22 protein-coding genes are annotated in these 23,735 nt (G+C 48.1%); 6 read left to right on the top strand and 16 right to left on the bottom strand.

The window, feature by feature from the left end; genetic code table 11:
* Nucleotides 1-65: 65 nt before the first annotated feature.
* Entirely contained in the window at nt 66-1,736 is a 1,671-nt protein-coding gene (locus tag HUX74_RS12420; RefSeq protein WP_174646770.1) for a formate--tetrahydrofolate ligase, read from the bottom strand.
* 129 nt (nt 1,737-1,865) lie between these two features.
* Here HUX74_RS12420 and HUX74_RS12415 point away from each other — a divergent pair, with 129 nt between their 5' ends.
* Nucleotides 1,866-1,991 (top strand): DUF3791 domain-containing protein, encoded by a 126-nt coding sequence (locus tag HUX74_RS12415; RefSeq protein ID WP_117966480.1) that lies wholly within the window; start codon nt 1,866-1,868, stop codon nt 1,989-1,991.
* A gap of 199 nt (nt 1,992-2,190) precedes the next feature.
* Here the strand turns inward: HUX74_RS12415 and HUX74_RS12410 are convergent, their stop codons facing one another.
* Together HUX74_RS12410 and HUX74_RS12405 are read right to left on the bottom strand one after the other, a co-directional pair.
* A complete protein-coding gene (locus HUX74_RS12410; RefSeq protein ID WP_226791163.1) occupies nt 2,191-3,366 on the bottom strand; it encodes a TlpA disulfide reductase family protein in 1,176 nt (391 codons plus the stop codon).
* A gap of 133 nt (nt 3,367-3,499) precedes the next feature.
* Nucleotides 3,500-5,653, bottom strand: coding sequence for an outer membrane beta-barrel family protein (locus HUX74_RS12405; RefSeq protein WP_174646769.1), 2,154 nt, complete (start codon nt 5,651-5,653; stop codon nt 3,500-3,502).
* Nucleotides 5,654-5,854: 201 nt separating this feature from the next.
* Here HUX74_RS12405 and HUX74_RS12400 point away from each other — a divergent pair, with 201 nt between their 5' ends.
* The 5 genes from HUX74_RS12400 to HUX74_RS12380 all read left to right on the top strand — a co-directional run bounded on the left by HUX74_RS12400 (nt 5,855) and on the right by HUX74_RS12380 (nt 10,798).
* Complete coding sequence (locus HUX74_RS12400) at nt 5,855-7,549, top strand: sensor histidine kinase KdpD (protein WP_174646768.1); 1,695 nt, start codon at nt 5,855-5,857, stop codon at nt 7,547-7,549.
* A 73-nt stretch (nt 7,550-7,622) separates the two neighbouring features.
* A complete protein-coding gene (locus HUX74_RS12395; RefSeq protein ID WP_174646767.1) occupies nt 7,623-8,345 on the top strand; it encodes a response regulator transcription factor in 723 nt (240 codons plus the stop codon).
* Between the two features lie 21 nt (nt 8,346-8,366).
* Nucleotides 8,367-9,173, top strand: a complete 807-nt coding sequence (locus HUX74_RS12390) for a hypothetical protein (protein WP_117599587.1) — start codon at nt 8,367-8,369, stop codon at nt 9,171-9,173.
* Between the two features lie 100 nt (nt 9,174-9,273).
* Nucleotides 9,274-9,870: an occludin gene (locus HUX74_RS12385; RefSeq protein WP_119962214.1), complete on the top strand. Its 597-nt coding sequence runs from the start codon at nt 9,274-9,276 to the stop codon at nt 9,868-9,870.
* A gap of 28 nt (nt 9,871-9,898) precedes the next feature.
* A complete protein-coding gene (locus HUX74_RS12380) occupies nt 9,899-10,798 on the top strand; it encodes an SDR family oxidoreductase (protein ID WP_174646766.1) in 900 nt (299 codons plus the stop codon).
* A gap of 34 nt (nt 10,799-10,832) precedes the next feature.
* On the opposite strand, the gene HUX74_RS12375 is transcribed toward HUX74_RS12380, so the two are convergent.
* The 13 genes from HUX74_RS12375 to rsxE form a co-directional block, all read right to left on the bottom strand.
* Nucleotides 10,833-13,049, bottom strand: a complete 2,217-nt coding sequence (locus tag HUX74_RS12375) for an AAA family ATPase (protein WP_119962213.1) — start codon at nt 13,047-13,049, stop codon at nt 10,833-10,835.
* 167 nt (nt 13,050-13,216) lie between these two features.
* Entirely contained in the window at nt 13,217-14,107 is an 891-nt protein-coding gene (locus HUX74_RS12370; RefSeq protein ID WP_117599583.1) for a F0F1 ATP synthase subunit gamma, read from the bottom strand.
* Between the two features lie 93 nt (nt 14,108-14,200).
* Nucleotides 14,201-15,784: a F0F1 ATP synthase subunit alpha gene (gene atpA / locus HUX74_RS12365; RefSeq protein ID WP_117599733.1), complete on the bottom strand. Its 1,584-nt coding sequence runs from the start codon at nt 15,782-15,784 to the stop codon at nt 14,201-14,203.
* Between the two features lie 133 nt (nt 15,785-15,917).
* Entirely contained in the window at nt 15,918-16,478 is a 561-nt protein-coding gene (locus tag HUX74_RS12360; protein ID WP_119962212.1) for a F0F1 ATP synthase subunit delta, read from the bottom strand.
* Nucleotides 16,479-16,489: 11 nt separating this feature from the next.
* Nucleotides 16,490-16,996 carry a F0F1 ATP synthase subunit B gene (gene atpF / locus HUX74_RS12355; RefSeq protein ID WP_005829120.1) on the bottom strand — a complete coding sequence of 169 codons (507 nt, stop codon included), beginning with the start codon at nt 16,994-16,996 and terminating at the stop codon, nt 16,490-16,492.
* A 95-nt stretch (nt 16,997-17,091) separates the two neighbouring features.
* Nucleotides 17,092-17,349 carry an ATP synthase F0 subunit C gene (gene atpE / locus HUX74_RS12350; RefSeq protein ID WP_005829122.1) on the bottom strand — a complete coding sequence of 86 codons (258 nt, stop codon included), beginning with the start codon at nt 17,347-17,349 and terminating at the stop codon, nt 17,092-17,094.
* A gap of 56 nt (nt 17,350-17,405) precedes the next feature.
* A complete protein-coding gene (gene atpB, locus HUX74_RS12345) occupies nt 17,406-18,476 on the bottom strand; it encodes a F0F1 ATP synthase subunit A (RefSeq protein WP_119962211.1) in 1,071 nt (356 codons plus the stop codon).
* Complete coding sequence (locus tag HUX74_RS12340; RefSeq protein WP_119962210.1) at nt 18,460-18,879, bottom strand: hypothetical protein; 420 nt, start codon at nt 18,877-18,879, stop codon at nt 18,460-18,462. The genes atpB and HUX74_RS12340 overlap by 17 nt, the downstream gene beginning before the upstream one ends.
* Before the next feature lie 40 nt (nt 18,880-18,919).
* Nucleotides 18,920-19,168 (bottom strand): ATP synthase F1 subunit epsilon, encoded by a 249-nt coding sequence (gene atpC / locus HUX74_RS12335; RefSeq protein ID WP_117599579.1) that lies wholly within the window; start codon nt 19,166-19,168, stop codon nt 18,920-18,922.
* A 19-nt stretch (nt 19,169-19,187) separates the two neighbouring features.
* Nucleotides 19,188-20,723, bottom strand: coding sequence for a F0F1 ATP synthase subunit beta (gene atpD / locus HUX74_RS12330; protein ID WP_117599578.1), 1,536 nt, complete (start codon nt 20,721-20,723; stop codon nt 19,188-19,190).
* Nucleotides 20,724-21,339: 616 nt separating this feature from the next.
* Nucleotides 21,340-22,374: a UDP-glucose 4-epimerase GalE gene (galE, locus tag HUX74_RS12325; protein WP_025833837.1), complete on the bottom strand. Its 1,035-nt coding sequence runs from the start codon at nt 22,372-22,374 to the stop codon at nt 21,340-21,342.
* A gap of 132 nt (nt 22,375-22,506) precedes the next feature.
* Nucleotides 22,507-23,085, bottom strand: coding sequence for an electron transport complex subunit RsxA (rsxA, locus tag HUX74_RS12320; RefSeq protein WP_008663551.1), 579 nt, complete (start codon nt 23,083-23,085; stop codon nt 22,507-22,509).
* A 61-nt stretch (nt 23,086-23,146) separates the two neighbouring features.
* On the bottom strand, nt 23,147-23,731 hold the full coding sequence (gene rsxE / locus HUX74_RS12315) for an electron transport complex subunit RsxE (protein ID WP_117599732.1): 585 nt from the start codon (nt 23,729-23,731) through the stop codon (nt 23,147-23,149).
* Nucleotides 23,732-23,735 lie beyond the last annotated feature (4 nt).

Genomic DNA, 23,735 nt, shown 5'->3' with positions numbered 1-23,735 from the left:
CGATGTTCGCTTTGAACTGCGCAGCCTTTATTCTTGCTTTTTAATTCTAAACGCGCTCCGCGCGTTTAGCTCAGCCCTTCTATATTTCCATCCACAATATCAATGTGTTCGGCTTGTGGTTTCTTTGGTAATCCCGGCATACGAAGAATTTCACCGGCGATGGCTACAATCATTTCCGCACCGTTGTTGACTACAATATCCTTGATATGGAATTCAAAGTTATTGACCGCACCATATATCTTCGGATCGGCAGAGAAGGAGTACTGCGTCTTGGCGATACAGACGGGGTAATGGCTGATACCCATCTGCTCTATCAGTTTGATAACCTTGCGGGAATGGAGACTGTAAGTCACTACACTTGCTCCGTAGAGGTTGCAGGCTACCTTTTCGATTTTGCGTTCCACGCAATCGTTCTCCTCGTAAGTGAAGGTCAGCGGCTCGGATGGTTTGTTCTCAATAGTATCTACTACCAGATTGGCAAGGTCAACGGCTCCCTCTCCTCCTTTGGCAAAGGCGTTGTTCACGGCAAAACCTACCTCGAGCTTTTCTTCGCAATGGCGGCGGATAGCTTCCACCTCCTCGTCCGTATCACTGGCAAAACGGTTGAATGCCACGATGACCCGCTGACCGAATGAACGCAAATTGCGTACATGCTTGTCCAGATTGCCGAAGCCCTCTTTCAGTCCTTCCATATTGGGTTCCTTGATGCGGTCCAGACTGACGCCGCCATGCATCTTCAATCCTTGTGCGGTAGCAACGATTATCGTCAACTTGGGTTGTAGGCCGCTCTTGCGGCACTTGATGTTGTAGAACTTCTCCGCACCCAGGTCAGCCCCGAAGCCGGCTTCCGTCACTACATAATCGCCGAATGTCATGGCCATTTTTGTGGCAAGAATGGAGTTGCAACCATGGGCAATATTTGCGAACGGTCCTCCATGAACAAAAGCGGCAGTACCTTCGGTAGTCTGCACCAAGTTGGGATTGATGGCATCTTTCAGCAGAACAGTAATGGCACCGGCTACTCCTAACTCTTTCACAGTAAATGGAGTACCATCAAAACGAAATCCCAAGATAATGTTCTCGATGCGACGGCGGAGGTCATCAAGGTCTGTTGCCAAGCAAAGAATGGCCATAATTTCAGAAGCCGGAGTAATGTCGAAGCCCGACTCCTCGGTAATGCCGTTAGTGCTCGGACCCAATCCGGTGACAATACTGCGCAAGGAACGGTCGTTTACATCGAGTACACGCCGCCAGATGATTTCTTTCAGTCCGAAGCCGTCCGCCTGATGTTGGTACAAATAATTGTCGAGTAATGCGGAAATCATGTTGTGTGCCGAAGTAATGGCGTGAAAGTCGCCCGTAAAGTGCAGGTTTATCTTCTCCATGGGAAGCACCTGGGCATATCCTCCGCCGGCAGCACCGCCTTTCATGCCGAAACAAGGACCCAAAGAGGGTTCGCGCAGAGCGACAATTGCCTTTTTGCCTATCTTGTTCAGTCCCAGTGCCAGACCGATGGATACGGTTGTTTTACCGATACCCGCCTTTGTCGCAGTAATTGCCGTCACCAGTATCAGATTACTTTTCTTCACCTTCTCTTCATCAATCAGATGAGTGGGAATCTTGGCTATGTATCGTCCATAGTTCTCTACCTCGTCACGCGGGATATCCACACTTTCGGCAACCTGCTTTATCTTCTTCAGCTCTATGCTGCGGGCTATTTCAATGTCCGATTTCATACAGAGTCTTTTCTTTAAATAACAACTTTAATGTTTTGAAAGTTGCAAAAGTACATTTTTTGTAGCAAACCACATCAAGGTAGAAATACTTTTATTACATTTGCAAGAGACAAAAACATGGTTCATCTTATGAATAAATCTGAATTGGATGTTACTTATTTCATCTCGTTCTGCATAGAGCAGTATAAAAAGAAGAACTCTATGCAGGGAAGGGAGGTAATGGAGTTGTTTGACAGATACGGAGTGTTACAATAGAGGCACTAACCTATCTCAATTATATTAAAGCAGAGGAGGTATACTATGAATAGAAAAATTACAGACAATAACCTATATTTATTGCTACCCTCCAAAGTCAGTCTGTTCAATTGCTTGAAAAGGAAAACACCAAATATTGGCATTACGGTCCTGTCGCATTGTATGAAAGTTTCATTAGAGAACGGGAATAATTTGATTATCATTCCATCAGTTTTCCCAGTTTCTCCAACAAACTGCCTTTCCCGTAACCGGACCACATCTCTACAACCTCTCCCTCCGGAGATAAAAACACATAGCGGGGAATGGAGCCTGCGCTATACTTGGCATACAATCCGTGATTGCCTTTCAAGTCATTCAAGTTCCACCAACTGATGGCATGATGGCGCGAAGCTATCTCCCAATTTGTTTTGTCATCAATGCTTATACTTACTACCTCCAAACGGTCTTTATACTTTTGGCTGATTTCCTTCATCTCCGGCAAAGCCTTGAGGCAAGGACCGCAACCACGGCTCCAGAAATCTATCAGCACCGCTTTCCCCTTGAAATCGGACAAGCGGTGTACGTTTCCTTGCAAGTCAAACAAGTCACCATCCGCAGCTTGCTCTTGGGTAGCAACCGTCTGGGCAGGAAATAGATATGCCCGGATATCCAGAGCTTCCGGTGTCTCGCGCTGTTCATCGGTAAGTCTGGCATATAACTCCTCTACTTCTTTGCGATAGGGATATCCCTTGGTGTACCTCACCCCTATCGCCAGACTTTTCAGTTTATCCATCCATACCTCCTCTATCGGCAACTGCTTCATGCGGGCTATAACATTGGAATCTATGCGGATATCCAAATCATTTTCTACTTTCTCCAAGCTGTCACGTAGAGCAACGACCTTTGCCAATACCTCCTTATCATCCGGTTTCCGGGGATATTTGCGCATCAATCGCATGTGCTCCATTCTATTCTCCTGATTATGGTTCCATAAATCCCGTGAATCGTTTACAAAAAGCTGCCATATCTTCTGTTGCGGCATTTCACTTTCCACCTGCCAGGTGTAGATGTTCATATCCTCGCCCGTCAAGCGGATATGGGAACCTTCCTTAGCCCAAAGGGACAATCCCATACTATACAGATTACCGTCACGAATCATCAAACTCAAACGTTCTGTATCTGTTTTAGAGATAGGTATTTCAAAACGAAAACTGTCTCCCTGAAGGGTATCTGTTGCAATACTGTTTCCCACGTCTCCTTCCATCCGAAATAGATTCAGGCAGACTCCTTGCTTCACATTCTTTACTTTTCCTTCAATGACACAAGTACCTTGCGCCTGCATACAAACGCTTACTAATAACAGAAATACAGCGCTTACTACCTTCCTGCAGTTCATATCCTTTATCGATTTTGATTAACAATGAACAATGATACTAAGAATAAAAGGAATTACGAAAATATCGTAATCCCTTTTATTCATATTTAACATCGACCTTTTTTATTGTAACTATTCAGCGAATAATTACTTTTTATTTGAACCGCGACGTATCCACCGCCTCCCGTTGCTTCTCCTTATATCCTCCGAATTTATAGGTAAACGATACGCCGAATTCGCGGAAGCATGAGTAATGATTCGTCACATTCTGCGTCTTGAAACGGATGCGGGGAGAAATCTGTCCCGTCTCAAAAATATCGTTGCAGTAGAGGTTGAGGATGGCTTTGTTCTTGGCAAAGCCGTAGCGCAGGGCAATATTCACATTGCCCGACGTAGGCAGGTCGTAAATGCCCTGAATGGCTTTACTATGCACAAAGCCGGTCACCGTCAGCTTCAAGTCGGGTTTGGTGGAGAGAGTAAAAGTATTGCTCATCTGGGCAATGCCATAGCATTGCTTTCTGTCGAAAGGAATATCCCAGAAATCACCATCCTTTTCGCGGTACCACAAGCCTATGAGGGTAAGGCGAGAATTCAACCAATCCTTCACCTTAAATGGGATAGAGGCTTGTATTCCTGCTTGTTGCTGATAATCAAAATTGAGTGTCTTGTAGATTTCAACCAGACGTTCGGAGGATTGGTAGAGTGTCTGTACAGAGTAGTCCTTGGTGTGGTTGAACCAGGCGCTGAAGATGTATTTGCTCTTCAAAATATAGGTCATTTTCAGCTCATACTCTTGTGCCGGTTTCAGCAACGGATTACCATGCAGCTCAGAGTATCCACCGCCGATGTAAGAGACGGCATCCTGCACCGCCCAGTAGTCGGGATAGTCCTTGTCGCTGCTCAGAGAGAGCTGAAGGATATGTCCCGGTGCCGGCATATAGTTCAAGTTGACGATGGGATACCAGTCCCACTGGTTCCAGACGGGAGTCTTGTAATGCTCCACAGCCAGGGAAGCGTCCAAAGCGAGTTTGTCGCCGAAACTCTTGCTGAAACCTGCATAGATATTCCAGGTCTGTTCGCGGCGGCGGGACTTCATATTGCTTAAGGCATCTGAGGAGGTCAGTTGTTCGCCGGTTTCGGGGTCGTAATAATATTGGTAGCTGTTGTCGATGCTGGTAGTATAGATGGCTCCGTAATTCAAATCCCAACCTTTTCCCAGACTATGCTCCTGGGCCAGAAAGAATTTCCATCGGTTGATGCGTTGGCAATCTTCGGTGTAGAAGTCAAGTTCCTCGTCCTGCATGCGGCTATGCAGCAACTGGTCGGACGGGGAACGGTAGTAGGTCAGTTCGGCACCGGCTTTGAGGCCGAAAGGGGTACGATAGTCCAGACGGCCGTTGTGCAGCCAGTCGGTGCTATTGCCATGAGTTGTGGACACCTGCGTGCCCGTCACGCCCTTCCAGTTGTGGGAGGTGGAATAGCCACCGTTATAGACGAAACTCAGCTGATGGTCCTTGGCGATGTTATAGTCCGCCCCTACCCTGAAATTATGGGTATGGCTGCGGCCACGGCCCACCTCATCTGTTGTCATGGGGTGAACCGAGCCGTCTGCCAGGGTGTGCACAGCCTCTTTGTCGGTAGTAGAGTAGCCCCGGCCATGGCTGTGCGAGTAAAGAAAATCTGCTGAGAATTTATTTTTGCTGAAGAGCAGGCTGGCGCGTTCCTCAAAGCCTTCGTTATGCTTCTGGCGATACTTGGCATAGAGTTCGCCTTGCCAGGAGCCGGGGCCGCCTGCCGATTGTTTCAGGGTGATATTGATCAGTGCGCCACGCACCTGGTAGCGTGCAGGGGCGTTGTACATCACTTCCGCCTTCTCTATGCGGCTGGCAGGGATGCTGCGCAGCAAGGAATAGAGCTGCTCTGTGCTGAGGGTGGTTACTTTGCCGTCCAGGATAACGGTGACTCCCTGGCCTGCCAACTGCAGCCCGCCATTCATCTCGATGACGCCGGGAAGCTCTTTCACGGCATCGTAGGCATTGTCTACAGGGAGGTTCCGGATAAGGCGGGGCAGGTCGTACACCAGCTTGCCTTGCGCTGCCTTAACGATGGGGCGTTCACCGGTAATCATCACTTCCGGCAAGGTCTGATAAAGACTGTCCAGACGGGCATCGGTCGTGATAAGGCTGTCGGCGCTGAGGATGCGGTTGTCGTCCGCACCGGAGGTGGTTGCAGTACCGTTGTTCTCTTGTGCCGAAAGGCTGATGCTCAAAGCACAGCATACAATAGGGAGTAAATAGAATCGTTTCATGTTCTTCTTTTTATTTATGTTTATATTCTTCTTCTGCAAATCTTCGTCTGCAAAGTACGGCAGAATCAGCAGAAACTTGTGTTATCAGCGGCTTACCAAGTGTTATCCAGTGTTATCGGGAGTGTTATTTAGTCTTATCGGATGATAGGTTTCACAATATTAATCTTACCTTTGTATGTATAAAAGTAACCGGAAACAAACATGAAACTGCCATTCAAATATATTGCCATACTTGTCATCGTCTCCCTGGCCGGTATCTTCGCCTACCAAGCCTACTGGCTGACGGGGCTCTACCATACCATACACAGTGAAATGGAAAGGGACATCACCGAAGCCATGCGCATGAGCGACTATAACGAAATGATGATACGCGTGGATAAAATGAAGCAGGACGACATCAACCACGGTGAAGTCAGCGTATCAGCCGGATACAGCGATGACGGAAAATCATTTGTCCGTAGCAGTACCACCATCTCCCGTGAAGATTCTTTGGACAACGCTACCCTGCACGAAACCTTCATGCCCAAAGGAGACAGTGTTTACGTGACCCACCCGAACGATTCAACCCGCGTGGAAGTCAGTGTCAGGAAGAACGTTCCTTTGCTCACCAAAGAGGACAGTGTGCTTTTCATCGACCAGTACAGGGAAACGGATAAAGTCCGTTGGATGTCTGCCGATTCTGCCCGAGAGCCTCTGGAAGAAGCAGTCAGGGACTCAGACAGCTCTCCCCAATCCGCATTGAGTGCCAAAGAGAGACTGGATGTGATTTTGCGCGACCAAAACAGTATGCTGGAACTCGCCACCTACTTCCAGCGCGGACTGCATTCGGGACTGGACATCATTTCCGACCCCGACGTAGTGCTTTATGACAGCCTGCTGACTTCATTCCTGCACGACCGTAACATCAATCTTCCCCATAGGCTGCTACATCTTCACAAAGGCAGCAAATGGGACTCTACCATTCTCTATATAGATACATTGGTAAACATCGGTACCCCCGGCTATGTGCCTACCTCAAAAGCCGTGGAATATAATTATTCTTTCGACATCAATACAAATCAAAGCTACCGTCTCATCATGGAACCGGCCGGCATGTTGGTCTTGCGACAGATGTCGGGCATTCTCACCACATCATTCGTTATTCTGATCGTACTCGCTTTCTCCTTCTGGTTCTTGATACGCACCATCCTGAAACAGAAGACACTGGAAGAGATGAAGAGCGATTTCACCAACAACATCACCCACGAACTGAAAACCCCCATCGCCGTAGCATATGCCGCCAACGACGCTCTGCTCAACTTCAACCAAGCGGAGGAAAAGACCCAGCGCGACAAATACCTGCGTATCTGCCAGGAACAACTTCAGCGCCTCAGTGGACTGGTTGAACAGATACTTTCCATGAGTATGGAACGCCGCAGGACTTTCCGCCTGCACCCGGAGGAGTTTGCAATACGTGATATTCTGGAAACGCTCATCGAACAACACAAGCTGAAAGCGGAAAGCTCCGTCCACATATCGGTGGACATCGAACCGGAAGATTTGAGCGTACTTGCCGACCGTACGCATTTCAGCAACATCATCAGCAACCTGATAGACAACGCCATCAAATATTCGCACGGAGAGGCCGAAGTGGCCATCCATTGCCGCAAGGTAACCGTCGAAGGGCAGAATGAACAGACCGAAATCTCTGTCAGCGACCACGGAATCGGTATTGCTCCCGAGAAGCAGAAGCACATCTTCGACAAATTCTACCGCGTACCCACGGGTAATCTGCACGATGTGAAAGGCTATGGGCTGGGATTGTTCTATGTGAAGACCATGATAGAGAAGCATGGTGGCAGCGTATCGGTAAAGAGTGAGTTGGGAAAAGGAAGTACCTTTACGATAAGGATATGATAACATTATTTGTTAGGGTACTTTACATTACTTGTTAAGGAGCTTTACATTACTTGTAACAAAAGCGACAATTATGGAAAAGATAACCGTACTTCTGGTTGAGGACGAACAGACCCTCGCCATGATTATCAAGGACACATTGGAAGGGCAGAACTTCATCATCCACACCGCAGCAGACGGTGAAGAGGGATTGCGCAAGTTCTTCGACCTCCGCCCCGACGTGCTGGTGGCAGACGTGATGATGCCCCGCATGGACGGCTTTGAAATGGTGCGCCGCATCCGGCAGACCGACAAACAGACCCCGGTACTGTTCCTCACCGCCCGCTCCGCCATCAACGATGTGGTGGAAGGGTTTGAGCTGGGTGCCAACGACTACCTGAAAAAGCCTTTCGGAATGCAGGAACTCATTATCCGCATAAAGGCCCTGGTAGGCAAAGCTTTCTCCTTTACAGAAGAAAATCCCAAGGAAACTACCGTTTTTGAAATCGGTGACTACCGTTTCAATTCCGTCACTCAACGACTTGCTTTTGCAGGCAGCACCCCGACTTCACCTGACGCGGATACGGAAGTGGAACTCTCCCACCGCGAGTCCGAGATACTGAAACGTCTTTGCGAGAACCGTAACCAGGTGGTCAACACCCAGAATGTATTGCTCGACCTCTGGGGAGACGACAGCTTCTTCAACTCCCGCAGCCTGCATGTGTTCATCACCAAACTGCGGCATAAACTGGCCGGAGACGGGCGCATCCGTATCGTCAATGTGCGGGGAATAGGATATAAACTAATAGTGAACTAAACTAAAACTAAACTACTATTTATGAGAAAGTTATTATTCATTACTTTTATCTGTTCCTCACTCTGCGCCTATGCACAGAGCGAGATTCCGGAAGACACAATAAAGAACCGGCCTCCCGTAAAGAAAGAGCAGATTCCCTTTTCTCCAAAAGAGAACAAGCGTACGGGCCTTGATGAAAGCCAGCCCCAACAAAGTCTGCAGGGCGAACAGCAGGAAGAGATAAATCTCCATCTCCCTCCCTCCGACTATGTGGAGCCCCTGCCCTGGACGGACATGAAGAAGATACACTTTCAGAAGAACATCTTTGAATGGGACTTCCAGCGTTTCGCCGATTTCCTGCTCTCGCCGGAAGTCGTACTGACGATGTACGGCAGCCATAACACCTATCCTGCAATGGGCTCCATCATGCAGGCTGGCGCAGGAATTACTTATTACAGTCCCGACGGACATTGGGAACTGAGCGGCGGAGTGTATGCCGCCCACTATTCCATCTCTACCCCCTCCTCCATTGCCGGCGCCCGGTATGCCAAAAGGGATGCCCCCCGGGGTACCCAATGGGACGTAGGTTACAATGCCTCCGTATCCTACCGCATCAATCCCTACATGCGCCTGCATGCCTTCGGCCAGTATTCGGGCTACGGGAGAAGCAACTCTTTTCATGGATATATGAACCCGATGTATCCGCAAAGCGGTTATGGCATGGTACTGGAACTGAAAGTGACGGACTGGCTCGACCTCAACGGAGGCCTGGAACGGAGCTACGACCCCACCAAAATGAAATGGGTGACTTCGCCCGTCTTCGCCCCTACCATTCGTATAAAGAAATAGAAATAATACAAAGATATTTCCGGAAATAGAGGGAAACGAGTATCTTTGTTCAGTCCGCCCCTATGCGGCAGACAGCAACTGAAATTGTGAACAAAGAACTATGAAACGAATCTTCTTCTGCATCATCATTTTACTTGCAGGCATGTCATCCGTCAGCGCACAGAGCGAGATGCCTGCCGATACGGTACGTACTGCAGTACATGGCGAAGCGTCTCCCGAAGGCATGTCTCCGTCTGAAAAGGAGCTTCTGCCGGGCGTGAAGAATTACGACGGCTTCCTGCTGGATATGGGGCTGATGAATCTGTCTGCCCCCACTCTTCCCAAATTCACTTTGGAGATACCGGATGCCAGCAAGGACTACAGCCGCATCTTCCGGTTGAACCCGAACGTGACTTATTCACAAGGCCTTTCGAACATATTCTCACTCAGCAACTCCCGGTATTTCAGTTCGAATCCCTTCGGACTGACGGGCTTCTGGGGCTCTACTGACAACCTGCAAATGGGAAGTTTCACTTTGAAGAACGGCATGCGCATCCATACGTACGGCGAATATGACAAGGACGGCTGGAAAGTGCCCAACCCTTCCGCACTGCCTTGGGAAAAGAACAATTTCAAAGGGGCGTTCGAGCTGAAATCAGCCAACGGAGCCTTTGGCATACGCATCGAGGTGCAGCAAGGCAGGCATGTGCCCTATTGATGCCCACACCATTTAACAACCAAAGTCAATGGCAAGAAAGAAAATACTGGTGATAGGTGCCAACGGTTTTACCGGCAGGCGCATCCTGGATGATTTGTCCCGCAACTTGTCTTATCAGACAACGGGCTGTTCCCTGCACGACGACATCTGTCCCCATTCGGGCAACTATCGCTTTATCCGCACGGATATATGCAACCGCCAGGCGGTGGAAAAGCTTTTCCAGGAAGTACAGCCGGATGTTGTAATCAATACCTCCGCCCTCTCCGTCCCCGATTATTGCGAAACGCACCATGCAGAAGCGGATGCCGTCAACATCACTGCCGTAGAGCACCTGGCAGAATGCTGTGAGACGGGAGGCAGCCGTTTTATCCATCTTTCCACCGACTTCGTTTTCGGTGGTGATACGGACCGACCCTATACAGAGGAGGATATTCCCGCTCCCGTTAATTATTACGGCTACACCAAACTGGAAGGTGAGAAACGTATCGCTGCCATTTGCAAGGATTATGCCATCGTGCGTGTAGTGGTGGTGTACGGTGCCTCCCTGCCCGGACAGCATGGCAATGTGCTTCAACTGGTGGCAAACAGATTAAGGAGCAATGAGGAAGTGTTCGTCGTGTCCGACCAATGGCGTACGCCCACCTTCGTGGGAGACGTGTCGCAAGGAGTGGAGAAGCTGATAAGTCATCCGCAAAACGGTATCTATCATCTCTGTGGCAGCGAGTGCCTGACCATTGCAGACATCGCTTATCGGGTAGCGGACGTATTGGGACTGAATCGCTCGCTCATCCGTCCCGTCACTACGAAGGAGATGAATGAAAAGACGCCACGTCCCCGTTTCAGCGGGCTGAGTATAGAAAAGGCACGCCGGGAACTGGGATATCGACCGCATACGCTGAAGGAAGGAATAAAGCTGATGTTCGGATAGTAAATAATGCAAGTTCGGATGGCAGCAGATTCGACTACAGCAACTCCGGCTCTGCCAGTCCTTTCTCTTTGCGATACACACGTACCATCTCCAGAATCACATCTCCATATTTCTCCACCCCTTTCTTTCCGAAATACGGAATGCGTACAAGCATGGCCTTATCCGAAGGAAGCAGATTGCTGATACCCAGAATTGCCTTCTGCTGAATGACGGTATATACGGGCAACCCTAATGCGGAAGCTTCTGCATTGCGCCATGCCACCAAGCGGTTGTAAAGTTCCGGATGCAACACATCCGTGGGTACTTCAACAGCCGCAGCATCGCGTTTCCGCTCACGCGGACGTTTCTCTTTATCAGCCTGCTTACTGCTTCCCTGCCCTTCTTTGGCAGCAGCACTTCTCCCTTTGCCTTTACCCTTCTGCGAAGCCGAATCGTCAATGGAAAGCAGTGCTTTCTGCTTCAAGTATCCTGCCACATGGAAACCATTCTCCAGTACATAATCCAGCAAATCAGTCTTCAAGTCAAACATTGCCTCCAGTTCCTCCATGGCATCCCGGAGCTTCTTCTTCAACTCTTTATTGTCGGAAGTTACCGTACTCGCCATCACCGCATCCAGCGGTTGCAACTGCTCTTGAAAATAAGTGGCGGCAGAGTGTATGCGCCCCTGCAAAGTCGGGTCGGCTGCATAGTCCTGCGCAGTATCAATCAGACGGGTATACTGGATACCGAACTTCTGGGCCACTTTCGTCACTTTGTCGTGAAAACGTTCCACTTCCTCCTTGCAGGCTGCGAGTTGCTTGGGAAAGAGCTTGTACAAGTGCTCGTCTATCAGCCGCACATACCGCCGCAAAGCCTGCTCCATGGGCTGGAAATCGAACAAGCCCGACAGCAGTTCCAGGAAATAGGTCTGCTGCAAGGAACGGAAGCGTTTCTCGTCCGGCTCGTTTCTCCGTGCCTCCATCGTGAAGGTTTCCACTGCATTGTCATTGATTATGGCTCTTGCAGAAAGCGGGGCACTGAGCACCACTCCCTCCAATGTCTTGCAGCGGCTCAGGGCCACATACGTCTGCCCATGCGCAAAGGAGGCGCTGGCATCAATCACGGCACGTTCAAACGTCAGTCCCTGGCTTTTGTGGATGGTAATTGCCCAAGCCAGTTTCAACGGATACTGCCGGAATGTTCCTTCAATATCTTCTGTAATCTCCTTGGTTTCCTCATCAAGCACATACTTGGCATTCGTCCACTCTTCCTCCTGAAGTAAGAAGGTAGCGTCGCTTCCCTTGCTGCGCACTTCAATTCCATCTGCCGACACGGCTGTCACCTCTCCAATCATGCCATTGTAGTAACGGTGTTCGCCGGAGGTGTCGTTCTTCACAAACATTACCTGGGCACCGCGTTTCAGTTCCAGCACCTCATCCGTAGGATAGGAATATTCGGGAAACTTTCCGTCAATCTTGGCGCGAAAGGCATACGAGCGTCCCGGAAGTTGTTCCAGCTCATGGTCATTAATCCGTTGGGCCTGATAATTGTGGGTCACCAGGCGGATGTATCCTTCTTCTTTATCAGGTACGAAATTGGGAATATACCGGCGGTTCAAGGCTTCCAGCACTTGTCCGTCACAACGGTTTTCGCGAATGCGGTTCAGTAATTCAAGAAAAGTCCCATCGTTCTGCCGATAGACTTTCTTTAGCTCTATGGTGCAATATTCCGTCTGCTTCAAGGCCTGGCTGGAAAAGAAATAGGGCGTGTCATAGTATTTGCGCAGCATCTGCCACTCATCGTCTTTCACTACGGGAGCAAGCTGCTGAAGGTCGCCAATCATCAGCAACTGCACGCCGCCAAAAGGTTTGTTCCGGTCGCGGAACCGCCTCAAGACGGCATCCACCGAATCGAGCAAGTCGGCACGGACCATACTGATTTCATCGATGACCAATAAATCTATACTGCGTATAATGTTGATTTTCTCTTTCCCGTAACGGAAACGGTAAGATGCTTTGCCATCCGCGCTGAATGAGCTTTCGGGCACATAAGGAGCGAAAGGTACTTGAAAAAAGGAGTGGATGGTGACACCGCCTGCATTGATAGCGGCAATTCCCGTCGGCGCAAGTACAATCATCCGTTTCGGACTCTCTGCCTTCAGTCTTCGCAGGAAAGTTGTCTTACCGGTACCTGCCTTGCCGGTCAAAAAAAGATGAGTGCCTGTGTTTTCAATGAATTGCCATGCAAGCGCTATTTCGGGATTATTCTCCATGGATATGTTTATTATTCAACCAATCCGCTCTCTCTCAGAATGATACGGATTTCATCAGTAGCCATATATGATAATAGGACAAAGATAGCGGTTATTTCGTTATCCTTGTCCTATTATTCCATTTATTTGTACCCATCCTGAGAAAGCCCTTTACGGGGCAATCCGGACTATTTCAAGCTACCGCCGATAATATCGAGCAGCTCATTCGTAATGGCCTGCTGACGGCTCTTGTTATACTGTTTCGTCAAATCCTGAATCAGCTCATTGGCATTGTCTGTCGCCGTCTGCATGGCAAGCATACGGGCAGCATGTTCCGAAGTATTGGAATCGAGAAGCACGGTAAATATCTTCTGACTCAACACTTTTGGCAGAAGTTCCGCTATCAACTCGCCGACGGAAGGTTCCACAATGTAATCATTATTGAAACTGCGGGCATCTTCCGGTACATCTTCTGCCGCCTCCTGCGCCACTTGCGTCAGGTCAATGGGCAGATAATTCTCGCGAAGCAGCACCTGCGAACCCATCGATTTGAAGTGGTGGTAAATCAGCTCCACATGGTCAATTTGCTTTTCCACAAACTCATGCATCAGCTTCTCCGCCAGCTCATACGCTTCAACGTACGAAGGCTTGTCTGCCATCAACTGATAGCTGCCTTGCGGCACATATCCCATTTTCTTGACAGCTTCCTCCACCTTTCTCCCAACGGGATATATCAGAATATTCTCCTTGCCCAGCGACTGGTAACCTTCCAAAGTCCGTTCCAGCATCTTCGCCACATTCGAGTTGAATGCACCGCACAAGGAACTATTGGACGAAAACGCCACGACCGCTACCCTCGTCACGGGCCTTTTCTCGGTATAGGGCGACTCGAAGGAAGCATCCGTACGCAGAAAGTTCGTCAGAATCTCATTCAGCTTCCGTTGATAAGGCAGCATATTCTCAATCCGCCCCTGCGCCTTGTGCAGTTTGGCAGATGCCACCATCTTCATCGCCGATGTTATCTGGCGTGTACTCTTGACGGAGCTTATTCTATTTTTTACCTCTTTCAGTGAAGCCATATATCTATTTACGATTTACAATGTACAATGTACAATTTGCCATGCGGGTTATGGCGCAGCTAAATTGTAAATTGTAAATTGTCTAATTGTACATTACATGAATTGCCTTGCAACCGCCTCTGCCGTCTCCTCAATCTTTTTGCAGACATCGTCGTTGATGACACCTGTCTTTAAAACGTCGAGTACCTCCATGCGATAGTTCATCTCAAGAGACTCAAGGAAGTTGCGTTCAAACTCGCTGACCTTGTCCAAAGGAATATCCCTCAACAAGCCGTGTGTGCCGCAATAAAGAATGGCAATCTGCTTTTCTACCGGCATCGGACTGTATTGGGGCTGTACCAGCAGGCGCGTATTCTTCTGTCCCTTGTCGATGGTCAATGCCGTCACGGGGTCCATATCACCACTGAACTTGGTAAATGCTTCCAGCTCACGGTACTGTGCCTGGTCAATCTTCAATGTACCTGCCACCTTCTTCATCGCCTTGACTTGGGCATTGCCACCCACACGGCTCACGGAGATACCCACGTCAATGGCCGGACGGTTACCCTGGTTGAAGAGATTCGTATCAAGGAATATCTGCCCGTCAGTGATTGAAATCACATTCGTTGGGATATAGGCGGACACGTCTCCTGCCTGAGTTTCGATAATGGGCAATGCAGTCAGCGAACCACCACCTTTCACCTTGCCTTTCAGACTATCCGGCAGGTCGTTCATCTCGCGTGCCACTTCCTCCTGGCTGATAATCTTCGCCGCACGTTCCAGCAAACGGGAGTGCAGGTAGAAAATATCACCCGGATAGGCCTCACGTCCTGACGGACGGCGCAGAATCAGAGACACTTCACGATAGGCCACCGCCTGCTTGGACAAGTCGTCATAGACCACCAGCGCATGACGGCCGGTATCACGGAAATACTCTCCGATGGCAGCCCCTGCAAAGGGAGCGTAATACTGCAATGCAGCCGGGTCTCCCGCCGTAGCAGCCACCACAATGGTATAGTCCATCGCACCGTACTGGTGCAGGGTATTCACAATAGAAGCTACGGTAGAACCTTTCTGGCCAATGGCTACATAAATGCAATATACCGGATCACCTGCTTCAAAATTGGCACGCTGGTTGATGATGGTATCGATGGCAATGGCTGTCTTACCGGTCTGGCGGTCACCGATAATCAGCTCACGCTGTCCGCGACCAATAGGTATCATGGCGTCCACAGCCTTCAGACCGGTCTGAAGCGGCTGATTCACCGGCTGGCGGAAGATGACTCCCGGTGCCTTACGTTCCAACGGCATTTCATAAAGTTCTCCGCCTATCAGTCCTTTGCCATCAAGCGGCGCACCCAGAGGGTCTATTACACGGCCCAGCATACCCTCTCCCACCATGATGGAAGCAATACGCTTGGTACGCTTTACAATGAAGCCTTCCTTGATTTTATCCGTAGGGCCAAGCAACACAGCACCCACATTATCCTCTTCGAGGTTCATCACAATGGCCTTGATGCCGTTGTCGAACTCCAACAACTCGTTGGCTTCGGCATTGCGCAACCCATAGATACGGGCTACACCGTCACTGACTTGCAGTACCGTGCCAATCTCGTCCAACTGTACGCGGGTGTCAATCCCTTCCAGTTGCTTGCGGAGAATATCGGAGACTTCGCTTACTTTTATATTTTCAGACAACATCTTAGTATTTACTATTTTACGATTTACTATTTACTATTTGAAAGAACCCGAATCATATACCGTTTTGACCTCTACAACTTACGCATCACAAGACTATTAAATAGTAAATTGTAAATTGTCAAATCGTAAATCATACGATCCTTCTATTCTTATCAATAAACTGCTGTTTCACTTTCTTAAGCTGCGTAGCAATACTGGCATCCAGACGGAAGTCGTTGATGTCGAAGATAAAACCACCTTCAATGGAGGGATCCACTTCAGTCTGCAGCTCCATGCTGGCATGCAGCAGGGTGGAAGCACTGTTATGGATACGCTCCCGCACTTCCTGGCTGACGGGAACGGCTGTTATCAGCTTTCCTACACCGATATGCTTGTCTTTCCGGTACAAATCCAGAAAACTCAGGCAGATGTACTGGAGAAAGTTTTCCCGCCGGTTCTTCAACACCAAGGTCATGAAACGCGCAAACTCACGGCCCGCAGGAGCATCCCCCACAGCAGCGGTACAGATAAGTGCGAACTTCTCACGTATCGTCAGGATGGGGTTTTCCAATGCCATGCACAAATCCGGATGTTTCCTGAAGCTACGGGCAAGCATACAAAACTCCTTGTACAGAGTATCTTCTACCCCCATACTCTTGGCATATTCCATCAATGCTTTCGCATAACGCATCGAAACGATTCCTATATCCATTTCTTTGAGAATTAATTGTTTCTACTTGCGGCCAGCACTTCATCCAGCATCCGGTCTATCATCTCCATCTGCTCATGTTTCTCGTCCAGATTCTTGCGGATAATTTTCTCAGCTATATCTACGGACAAGACTGCCACCTGGCGGCGAATATCGCGGATGGCCTCTTCCTTCTCTTGCTGTATCTGCTTTTTAACTTCGTCCAGCTCCTTCTGCGCGGCGGCTTCCGCCTGCTTGCGTGCTTCGACGATAATCTTGTCACGCTCATGCATCGCCTCCCGCAGAATGCGTCCTTGTTCTTTGTTGGCAGCAGCAATCAACGCTTCACTCTCCTCTTTCAGTTTGGAGAGCTGGGCATTTGCTTCGCGTGCCACTTCCAAAGACTGGTCGATGTAGGTCTTGCGACCTTCCACCATCTTGGTGATAACGGGAAAACCGTACTTGGCAAGCACCACAAACACCACACCGAATGAAAGAAGCATCCAGAACAGCAGACCACTATCGGGTAATAACAATGACATAATTTTATTTACGATTTGACAATTTACGATTTACAATTTGGCTGCGCGGTGATGCTGCACGGACAAATTGTAAATTGTAAATGGTAGATTGTACATTATAAAAAGAACACCAATAAACACACAACTACTGCCAACAAAGCAACACCTTCAATCAAGGCAGCGGCAATAATCATGTTCATACGGATATCTCCGGATGCTTCCGGCTGACGGGCAATGGCCTCCATGGCAGAACCGCCGATTTTACCGATACCTACACCAGCACCAATAACAGCCAGACCAGCACCAATGGCTGCACCCAGTTTACTAACTCCCACACCTGCCGCAGCAGCTTGCAATAATACAGATAGTAACATAACTTTCAGTTTTTAAATGGTTATTTTTATTAATATTTATATTCCCAATAATCGTATCATTTCACCGCCTTCTCCTTATGCTCTTCCTGCGCCAGACCGATGAACACGGCTGACAGCATGGTGAACACATATGCCTGGATAAAGGCAACCAACAATTCAAGTGCATTCATAAAGATATTGAACAGCACCGAGGCCACGGTAAGCGTTCCGTTCAAAGCAGGTCCCATACTGGCCGAGATGAATATCAGGCAGGTAAGCACCAGCATTGCCATGTGTCCTGCCAGCATATTGGCAAAAAGACGTATCATCAAAGCAAACGGTTTGGTAAAAATACCGAAGAACTCGATAAACGGCATCATGGGGACCGGCACCTTCAGCCACCAGGGCACATCCGGCCAGAAGATATCTTTCCAATAGGTCTTGGTTCCAAAGATATTCACAGCCAAGAAAGTGCAGATGGCCAATACCATCGTAATGGCTATATTTCCCGTCACGTTGGCCCCTCCGGGAAAGAAAGGAATCAGCCCCATAATGTTATTGATGAAAATAAAGAAGAAGGCCGTCAGCAAGTAAGGTGCGAATTTACGGTACTTCGGACCGACACAGCTCTTTATAATATCATCGTTCACCATCATGATAAACATCTCCATAAACCCGATGAAACCACCGGGAGCGGCACTTCCCTGCGGGTGCTTGCGATACCAGTGCGCCACACTTAAAATGATGACAAGCAGCAATGCACTGTTGATGAGCAAAGCCAGTGTCACCTTCGTGATGGAGATATCCAACGGGCGTATTTCGTTTCCGGTGGCATCATGCTCCACCAGCTTGCCTTCGTACTTGCTTCCTGCGGGAGCGATGGAAAAGCCTTCATAACTTCCACCGTTCTCCTCCAGACGTGAGGATAGAAAGACATGCCATCCGGTGGTAGAGCTATGCACTATTACCGGCAAGGGAATCGTAACGTGAGTTTCGCCCCACGTCGTGATGTGCCATTCGTAAGAATCGCCGATATGCCCGAAGACAATCTCCTTCACGTCCACCGTATTCTCAGCCCGCACCGTGGCGGGTAGCAACATGCCCAATGCCAACAGAACTACAGTCAGTATGTTACGCAATCTTTTCATTGTTACTTTTCTTTTTCTGTTTCTTGTTCGCCTCGAAAGTGAAGAAGAACCAGGAATCATAAATCAAATATATCAGATAGTTGGCTATAAACGTCAACAGAAACGCCCTGGCTTCCTCACGTACTGCAACGCAATAAACCAGCATCACAATCATGGAAACCAGCATTCTCATCACACGCATCAGCAGATAAATCTGCAACATTCGTCCCGGCATCCGGTGACGGCAGCTTTCGGTCATATTAATCATGAATATTCCGAAAACAAAGAAGAAAAGCGGAATCAGCGGATAACCGCCGAAATAGTGATGCGGATTTATCGAAAAGTACGTCCATCCGCCTACAATTCCTATCAATACCGTCAAGAGCGCTGTATGCAATAAGTAGTTTCTCTTAGTAATAGTCACGCCAACAACCTTTAATCTTCAATTTCTTATTTTTAATTGCCTATTGCTGTTCTATACAGACGGCAACCCTTCCGTTACTCATCTCTACGAATCCGCTTTGAATATCCAGCTCATGTTCCTCACCGTCCGTTGCGTAAACCAATGTCCCCGTTCCCAACGATGACACAATCGGTGCATGCTGCGGCAGGATAGAAAAAGAGCCCATAGTGCCCGGCAATGTAACACTTTCCACTTCCCCGTTGAAGAGTTCCTTCTCCGGTGAAACAATATTCAAATGCAACTTCTTCATTATCAAAGCTCCCAGAGTTTTAATTTTTAATCGTTTTTTCCCCTGCCTGTTCCAGTAGTTTCTTACCCTTCTCAATAGCTTCTTCAATGGTTCCCACATTCAAGAAAGCTGGTTCGGGCAGGTAGTCCACCTCTCCGTCAAGAATCATCTTGAAGCCTTTGATAGTATCCTCAATGGAAACCATTGTACCGGGGACACCCGTAAACTGCTCGGCAACGGCAAATGGCTGTGAAAGGAAGCGCTGCACACGACGCGCACGGTTCACCAACGTACGGTCGGCATCAGAGAGCTCCTCCATACCGAGGATGGAGATAATGTCTTGCAATTCCTTGTTGCGCTGCAATATTTGTTTCACACGTTGTGCCACTTCGTAGTGTTCCACCCCCACGATGTGTGGGTCAAGAATGCGTGAAGTGGATTCCAACGGGTCTACAGCAGGATAAATACCAAGTTCGGTAATCTTACGGCTCAACACCGTGGTGGCATCGAGGTGGGTAAATGTTGTAGCAGGCGCCGGATCAGTCAAGTCATCGGCAGGCACATATACAGCCTGCACGGAAGTGATGGAACCATTTCTCGTAGAGGTAATACGCTCCTGCATGGCACCCATTTCCGTTGCCAGTGTCGGCTGATAACCCACGGCAGAAGGCATACGGCCCAGCAAGGCCGAAACCTCGGAACCGGCTTGAGTGAAACGGAAGATATTATCAATGAAGAACAGAATGTCACGCGGACCGTCCGTCTCCGCTCCCATGTCACGGAAGGACTCGGCTACCGTCAACCCTGACAATGCCACGGACTGACGCGCACCGGGAGGTTCGTTCATCTGACCGAATATCAAAGACACTTGTGATTTGGCCACTTCGTCATAATCTACTTTGGACAAATCCCAATGGCCCTCCTCCATGCTCTTCTTGAATTCTTCTCCGTAACGGATAACACCGGATTCAATCATTTCTCTCAGCAGGTCGTTGCCTTCACGTGTACGTTCTCCTACACCGGCAAACACAGAGAAGCCGTGCTGCTTCTTCGCAATATTATTGATGAGTTCCTGGATAAGCACTGTCTTGCCTACACCGGCGCCACCAAACAGACCGATTTTACCGCCCTTGCTATAGGGTTCCAGCAAGTCGATAACCTTGATGCCTGTATAAAGTACCTCTTGTACGGTAGTCAAATCTTCAAACTTAGGGGGTTCGCGATGGATGGGATAAGCACCGGTACGGTCCAGTTCCTTCATGCCGTCGATAGAGTCGCCCACTACGTTCATCAGGCGGCCTTTGATTTGTGTACCTATCGGCATGGTGATGGGGCCTCCCAGCGGATGCACTTTCATACCTCTCTGCAGGCCGTCCGTACTGTCCATAGCAACAGTACGCACCGTGTTTTCACCAATGTGTTGCTGTACCTCTACAATCAGTCTTTTTCCGTTCGACCTTTTTATTTCCAGTGCGTCGTGAATACTCGGCAACATCATCTCTGCCTCCGTTCCTTCGAAATAGACGTCTACTACAGGTCCGATTACCTGTGAGATATGTCCAACAATCTGTGACATAAGCAATCTTTTTTATTCTATATTTCCTTAATTATTTTTCCCAATACTAAGTTGTAAGTCGCGTGTATCCTCTAAAACAAATCAGCCAAGTCGCGTCTTTCGTCAGCTATATAAGTACTCGTACCTATTAACGTTTGTCAGCAACGGTTTGTTCATCCCAATAGTTACATAAACAACAACGCAAATGTATAAACAATTTGCATGTAGTTGTTACCGTGTATAGCATTTTTTGAACAAAAAATACTATTTTGAACGATTAATACTACAATTGGAACAAATTGCTACAGACATGATAACGTCAGTTAACAATTGGCAAGAAAAGGAATTGCCCACCCATCTTATGAAAAACCACAGAATTGGCAATAAAGATTCCGTATATAATATACAAAAAAAATAAGCCTTGTCTCTCGACAAGGCTTATTCACAACACAAACACAAAATAAAACACGACAAAACTACTATGCAATCTTACCTGTCTATGCCGGGGAGGCATACGTACTAGTTACGGATATTCACATATACATAAACAGCTTCAGGCTGATTTGCACATTATAAACAAATGCGGGGAGGCATTTGTTTATTGCTTATTTGTTAAAAAACACAAATTCAAAGTTTGTCATTGAATACCTCGTTCACGAAGCTTCAACTGCCATTTCCATGCAGAAAGTAAAGTATCTTCAATACTTGTTTCTGCCTTCCAACCCAGTTCATTGTTTGCCAATTCCGGGTTTGCCCATACCTTCTCAATATCACCGGCACGCCGACCTACTATCTGATAGTTCAGTTTTACACCGGTAGCCTTTTCGAAAGCATTAATCAGTTCCAATACGGAAAGTCCACGACCTGTACCGATATTGAATACTTCCACTTTCTCCTTCTGCTTGTTCTCCAAGATACGGCGGATAGCCACTACGTGTGCTTTGGCCAAATCGACTACATTGATGAAGTCGCGGATACAAGAACCGTCGGGAGTATCATAATCGTCACCAAACACGCTCAGTTTCTCACGGATGCCGATAGCGGTCTGGGTAAGATAAGGAATCAAGTTCTGCGGTACACCGTTAGGCAATTCTCCCAGCAATGCTGTGGGGTGTGCACCTATCGGGTTGAAGTAACGCAACAAGATGGCGTTTATCGGAGCACCGGAAGCAACCGTATCACGTACAATCTCTTCATTGATTTGCTTCGTGTTTCCATACGGAGACTCAGCTTTCTTGATAGGTGCCTTTTCCGTTACCGGAAGCTCGTCCGGCTGGCCGTAAACTGTGCAGGAAGAAGAGAATACGATACCCTCCACTCCATGCTTCGGCATCAGTTCCAGCAGGTTAATCAGTGAAACCAGGTTATTACGATAGTAAAGCAACGGTTTTTGGACAGACTCACCTACGGCCTTGCTGGCTGCAAAGTGAATGATGGCTTTAATGCCTTTATATTTGGTAAACACAGCGTCAAGACCGGCATAATCCAAGCAATCCAATTTCTCGAATGCAGGACGGATACCCGATACCTTCTCTATGTTATCTACAACATCTGCGCTGGAGTTTGACAAATTATCAATAATAACAACTTCATAACCTGCGTTTTGAAGTTCCACCACCGTGTGAGAACCAATGTAACCGGTTCCACCCGTAACTAAAATTTTCTCTTTCATATTAAATATAGACAATTTAGCTTTTAGGTTATCAATACGCCACAAATGTAAGGAAATAAATTAATAAAAACAGAAAAAGGGGGGATAAATTTTAGCTTATCCCCCCTTCACTTTATTTCCGGTTTTTCTTCTTTAAATCTTCACAACCCCCGAAAAGCCCATGAATGCCATTGCCAGCAGTCCGGCCGTAATCAAAGCTATCGGAGTGCCCTGCATACCTTTCGGCACACTAACCAGGCTCATTTGCTCGCGCAGGCCTGCAAACAGTGTCAGTGCCAAGCCGAAACCAAGTGCCGTGGAGAATGCATAAACCACTCCCGTCAGCAAATCATAATCTTTTTGGATAACAAGGATGGCCACACCGAGAATACAGCAGTTGGTAGTAATCAACGGCAGGAACACGCCCAAGGCCTGATACAGAGAAGGAGAAACTTTCTTCAGGATAATCTCTACCATCTGCACCAATGCGGCAATCACCAGGATAAAGGTAATAGTCTGCAAATAGCCCAAATCAAAAGCGTCGAGCACATACTTCTGAATAAGGAATGTCACGATGGTGGCGATGGTGAGCACGAATGCCACCGCTGCCGACATGCCCAATGCAGTCTCCACTTTCTTGGAAACTCCCAAGAACGGGCAAATTCCCAAGAATTGCGACAATACGATGTTGTTTACAAAGATTGCCGAGATAAATATCAATATATATTCCATTTCTTTAATTTATTAATTGAAAAATGACAATCGATAATGAACCATTATCAATCATCCATTATCAAGCCTTCTTCATACTGTTGATTAAAGCAATGAGATAGCCCAATGCGATGAATGCACCCGGAGCAAGGACAAATACCAACATGCCGTATTCTTCAGGAAGGATACTCAAGTTGAATATCTTGCCGGTTCCCAGGAACTCACGCACGGCACCCAGCAATGTCAGTGCAATGGTAAAGCCCAAGCCCATGCCCAGACCGTCGAACAAGGAAGCCACCGGATTGTTTTTGGCAGCAAATGCCTCGGCACGTCCCAATACGATACAGTTTACAACAATCAGCGGAATGAACAAGCCCAGCGTGGCGTACAATGCAGGAACGTAGGCTTGCATTATCATCTGCAACAGTGTCACAAATGATGCTATGACCACAATGAATGAAGGAATACGCACCATATCGGGAATCAGATTCTTGATGGCAGAAATCACCACATTGGAACATATCAGCACGAACATTGTAGCCAGTCCCATACCCATACCGTTGATAGCAGAGGAAGTGGTACCCAGTGTAGGACACATACCCAGCAGGAGTACAAACGTAGGATTCTCTTTGATAATCCCGTTCATCATAACTTTAAAATTATTCATATCT

The sequence above is a fragment of the Bacteroides sp. Marseille-P8574 genome (assembly GCF_902825465.1).
Taxonomy (GTDB): domain Bacteria; phylum Bacteroidota; class Bacteroidia; order Bacteroidales; family Bacteroidaceae; genus Bacteroides; species Bacteroides uniformis.
The sequence above is the reverse complement of the archived record's forward strand: the minus strand, read 5'-3'. Positions and strand labels throughout refer to the sequence as shown.

Excerpts from the sequence above, each read along its gene's own strand:
- HUX74_RS12420 (WP_174646770.1), bottom strand. The coding sequence starts at position 1,736 with ATGAAATCGGACATTGAAATAGCCCGCAGCATAGAGCTGAAGAAGATA.
- HUX74_RS12415 (WP_117966480.1), top strand. The coding sequence starts at position 1,866 with ATGAATAAATCTGAATTGGATGTTACTTATTTCATCTCGTTCTGCATA.
- HUX74_RS12410 (WP_226791163.1), bottom strand. The coding sequence starts at position 3,366 with ATGAACTGCAGGAAGGTAGTAAGCGCTGTATTTCTGTTATTAGTAAGC.
- HUX74_RS12405 (WP_174646769.1), bottom strand. The coding sequence starts at position 5,653 with ATGAAACGATTCTATTTACTCCCTATTGTATGCTGTGCTTTGAGCATC.
- HUX74_RS12400 (WP_174646768.1), top strand. The coding sequence starts at position 5,855 with ATGAAACTGCCATTCAAATATATTGCCATACTTGTCATCGTCTCCCTG.
- HUX74_RS12395 (WP_174646767.1), top strand. The coding sequence starts at position 7,623 with ATGGAAAAGATAACCGTACTTCTGGTTGAGGACGAACAGACCCTCGCC.
- HUX74_RS12390 (WP_117599587.1), top strand. The coding sequence starts at position 8,367 with ATGAGAAAGTTATTATTCATTACTTTTATCTGTTCCTCACTCTGCGCC.
- HUX74_RS12385 (WP_119962214.1), top strand. The coding sequence starts at position 9,274 with ATGAAACGAATCTTCTTCTGCATCATCATTTTACTTGCAGGCATGTCA.
- HUX74_RS12380 (WP_174646766.1), top strand. The coding sequence starts at position 9,899 with ATGGCAAGAAAGAAAATACTGGTGATAGGTGCCAACGGTTTTACCGGC.
- HUX74_RS12375 (WP_119962213.1), bottom strand. The coding sequence starts at position 13,049 with ATGGAGAATAATCCCGAAATAGCGCTTGCATGGCAATTCATTGAAAAC.
- HUX74_RS12370 (WP_117599583.1), bottom strand. The coding sequence starts at position 14,107 with ATGGCTTCACTGAAAGAGGTAAAAAATAGAATAAGCTCCGTCAAGAGT.
- HUX74_RS12360 (WP_119962212.1), bottom strand. The coding sequence starts at position 16,478 with ATGGATATAGGAATCGTTTCGATGCGTTATGCGAAAGCATTGATGGAA.
- atpF (WP_005829120.1), bottom strand. The coding sequence starts at position 16,996 with ATGTCATTGTTATTACCCGATAGTGGTCTGCTGTTCTGGATGCTTCTT.
- atpE (WP_005829122.1), bottom strand. The coding sequence starts at position 17,349 with ATGTTACTATCTGTATTATTGCAAGCTGCTGCGGCAGGTGTGGGAGTT.
- atpB (WP_119962211.1), bottom strand. The coding sequence starts at position 18,476 with ATGAAAAGATTGCGTAACATACTGACTGTAGTTCTGTTGGCATTGGGC.
- atpC (WP_117599579.1), bottom strand. The coding sequence starts at position 19,168 with ATGAAGAAGTTGCATTTGAATATTGTTTCACCGGAGAAGGAACTCTTC.
- atpD (WP_117599578.1), bottom strand. The coding sequence starts at position 20,723 with ATGTCACAGATTGTTGGACATATCTCACAGGTAATCGGACCTGTAGTA.
- galE (WP_025833837.1), bottom strand. The coding sequence starts at position 22,374 with ATGAAAGAGAAAATTTTAGTTACGGGTGGAACCGGTTACATTGGTTCT.
- rsxA (WP_008663551.1), bottom strand. The coding sequence starts at position 23,085 with ATGGAATATATATTGATATTTATCTCGGCAATCTTTGTAAACAACATC.
- rsxE (WP_117599732.1), bottom strand. The coding sequence starts at position 23,731 with ATGAATAATTTTAAAGTTATGATGAACGGGATTATCAAAGAGAATCCT.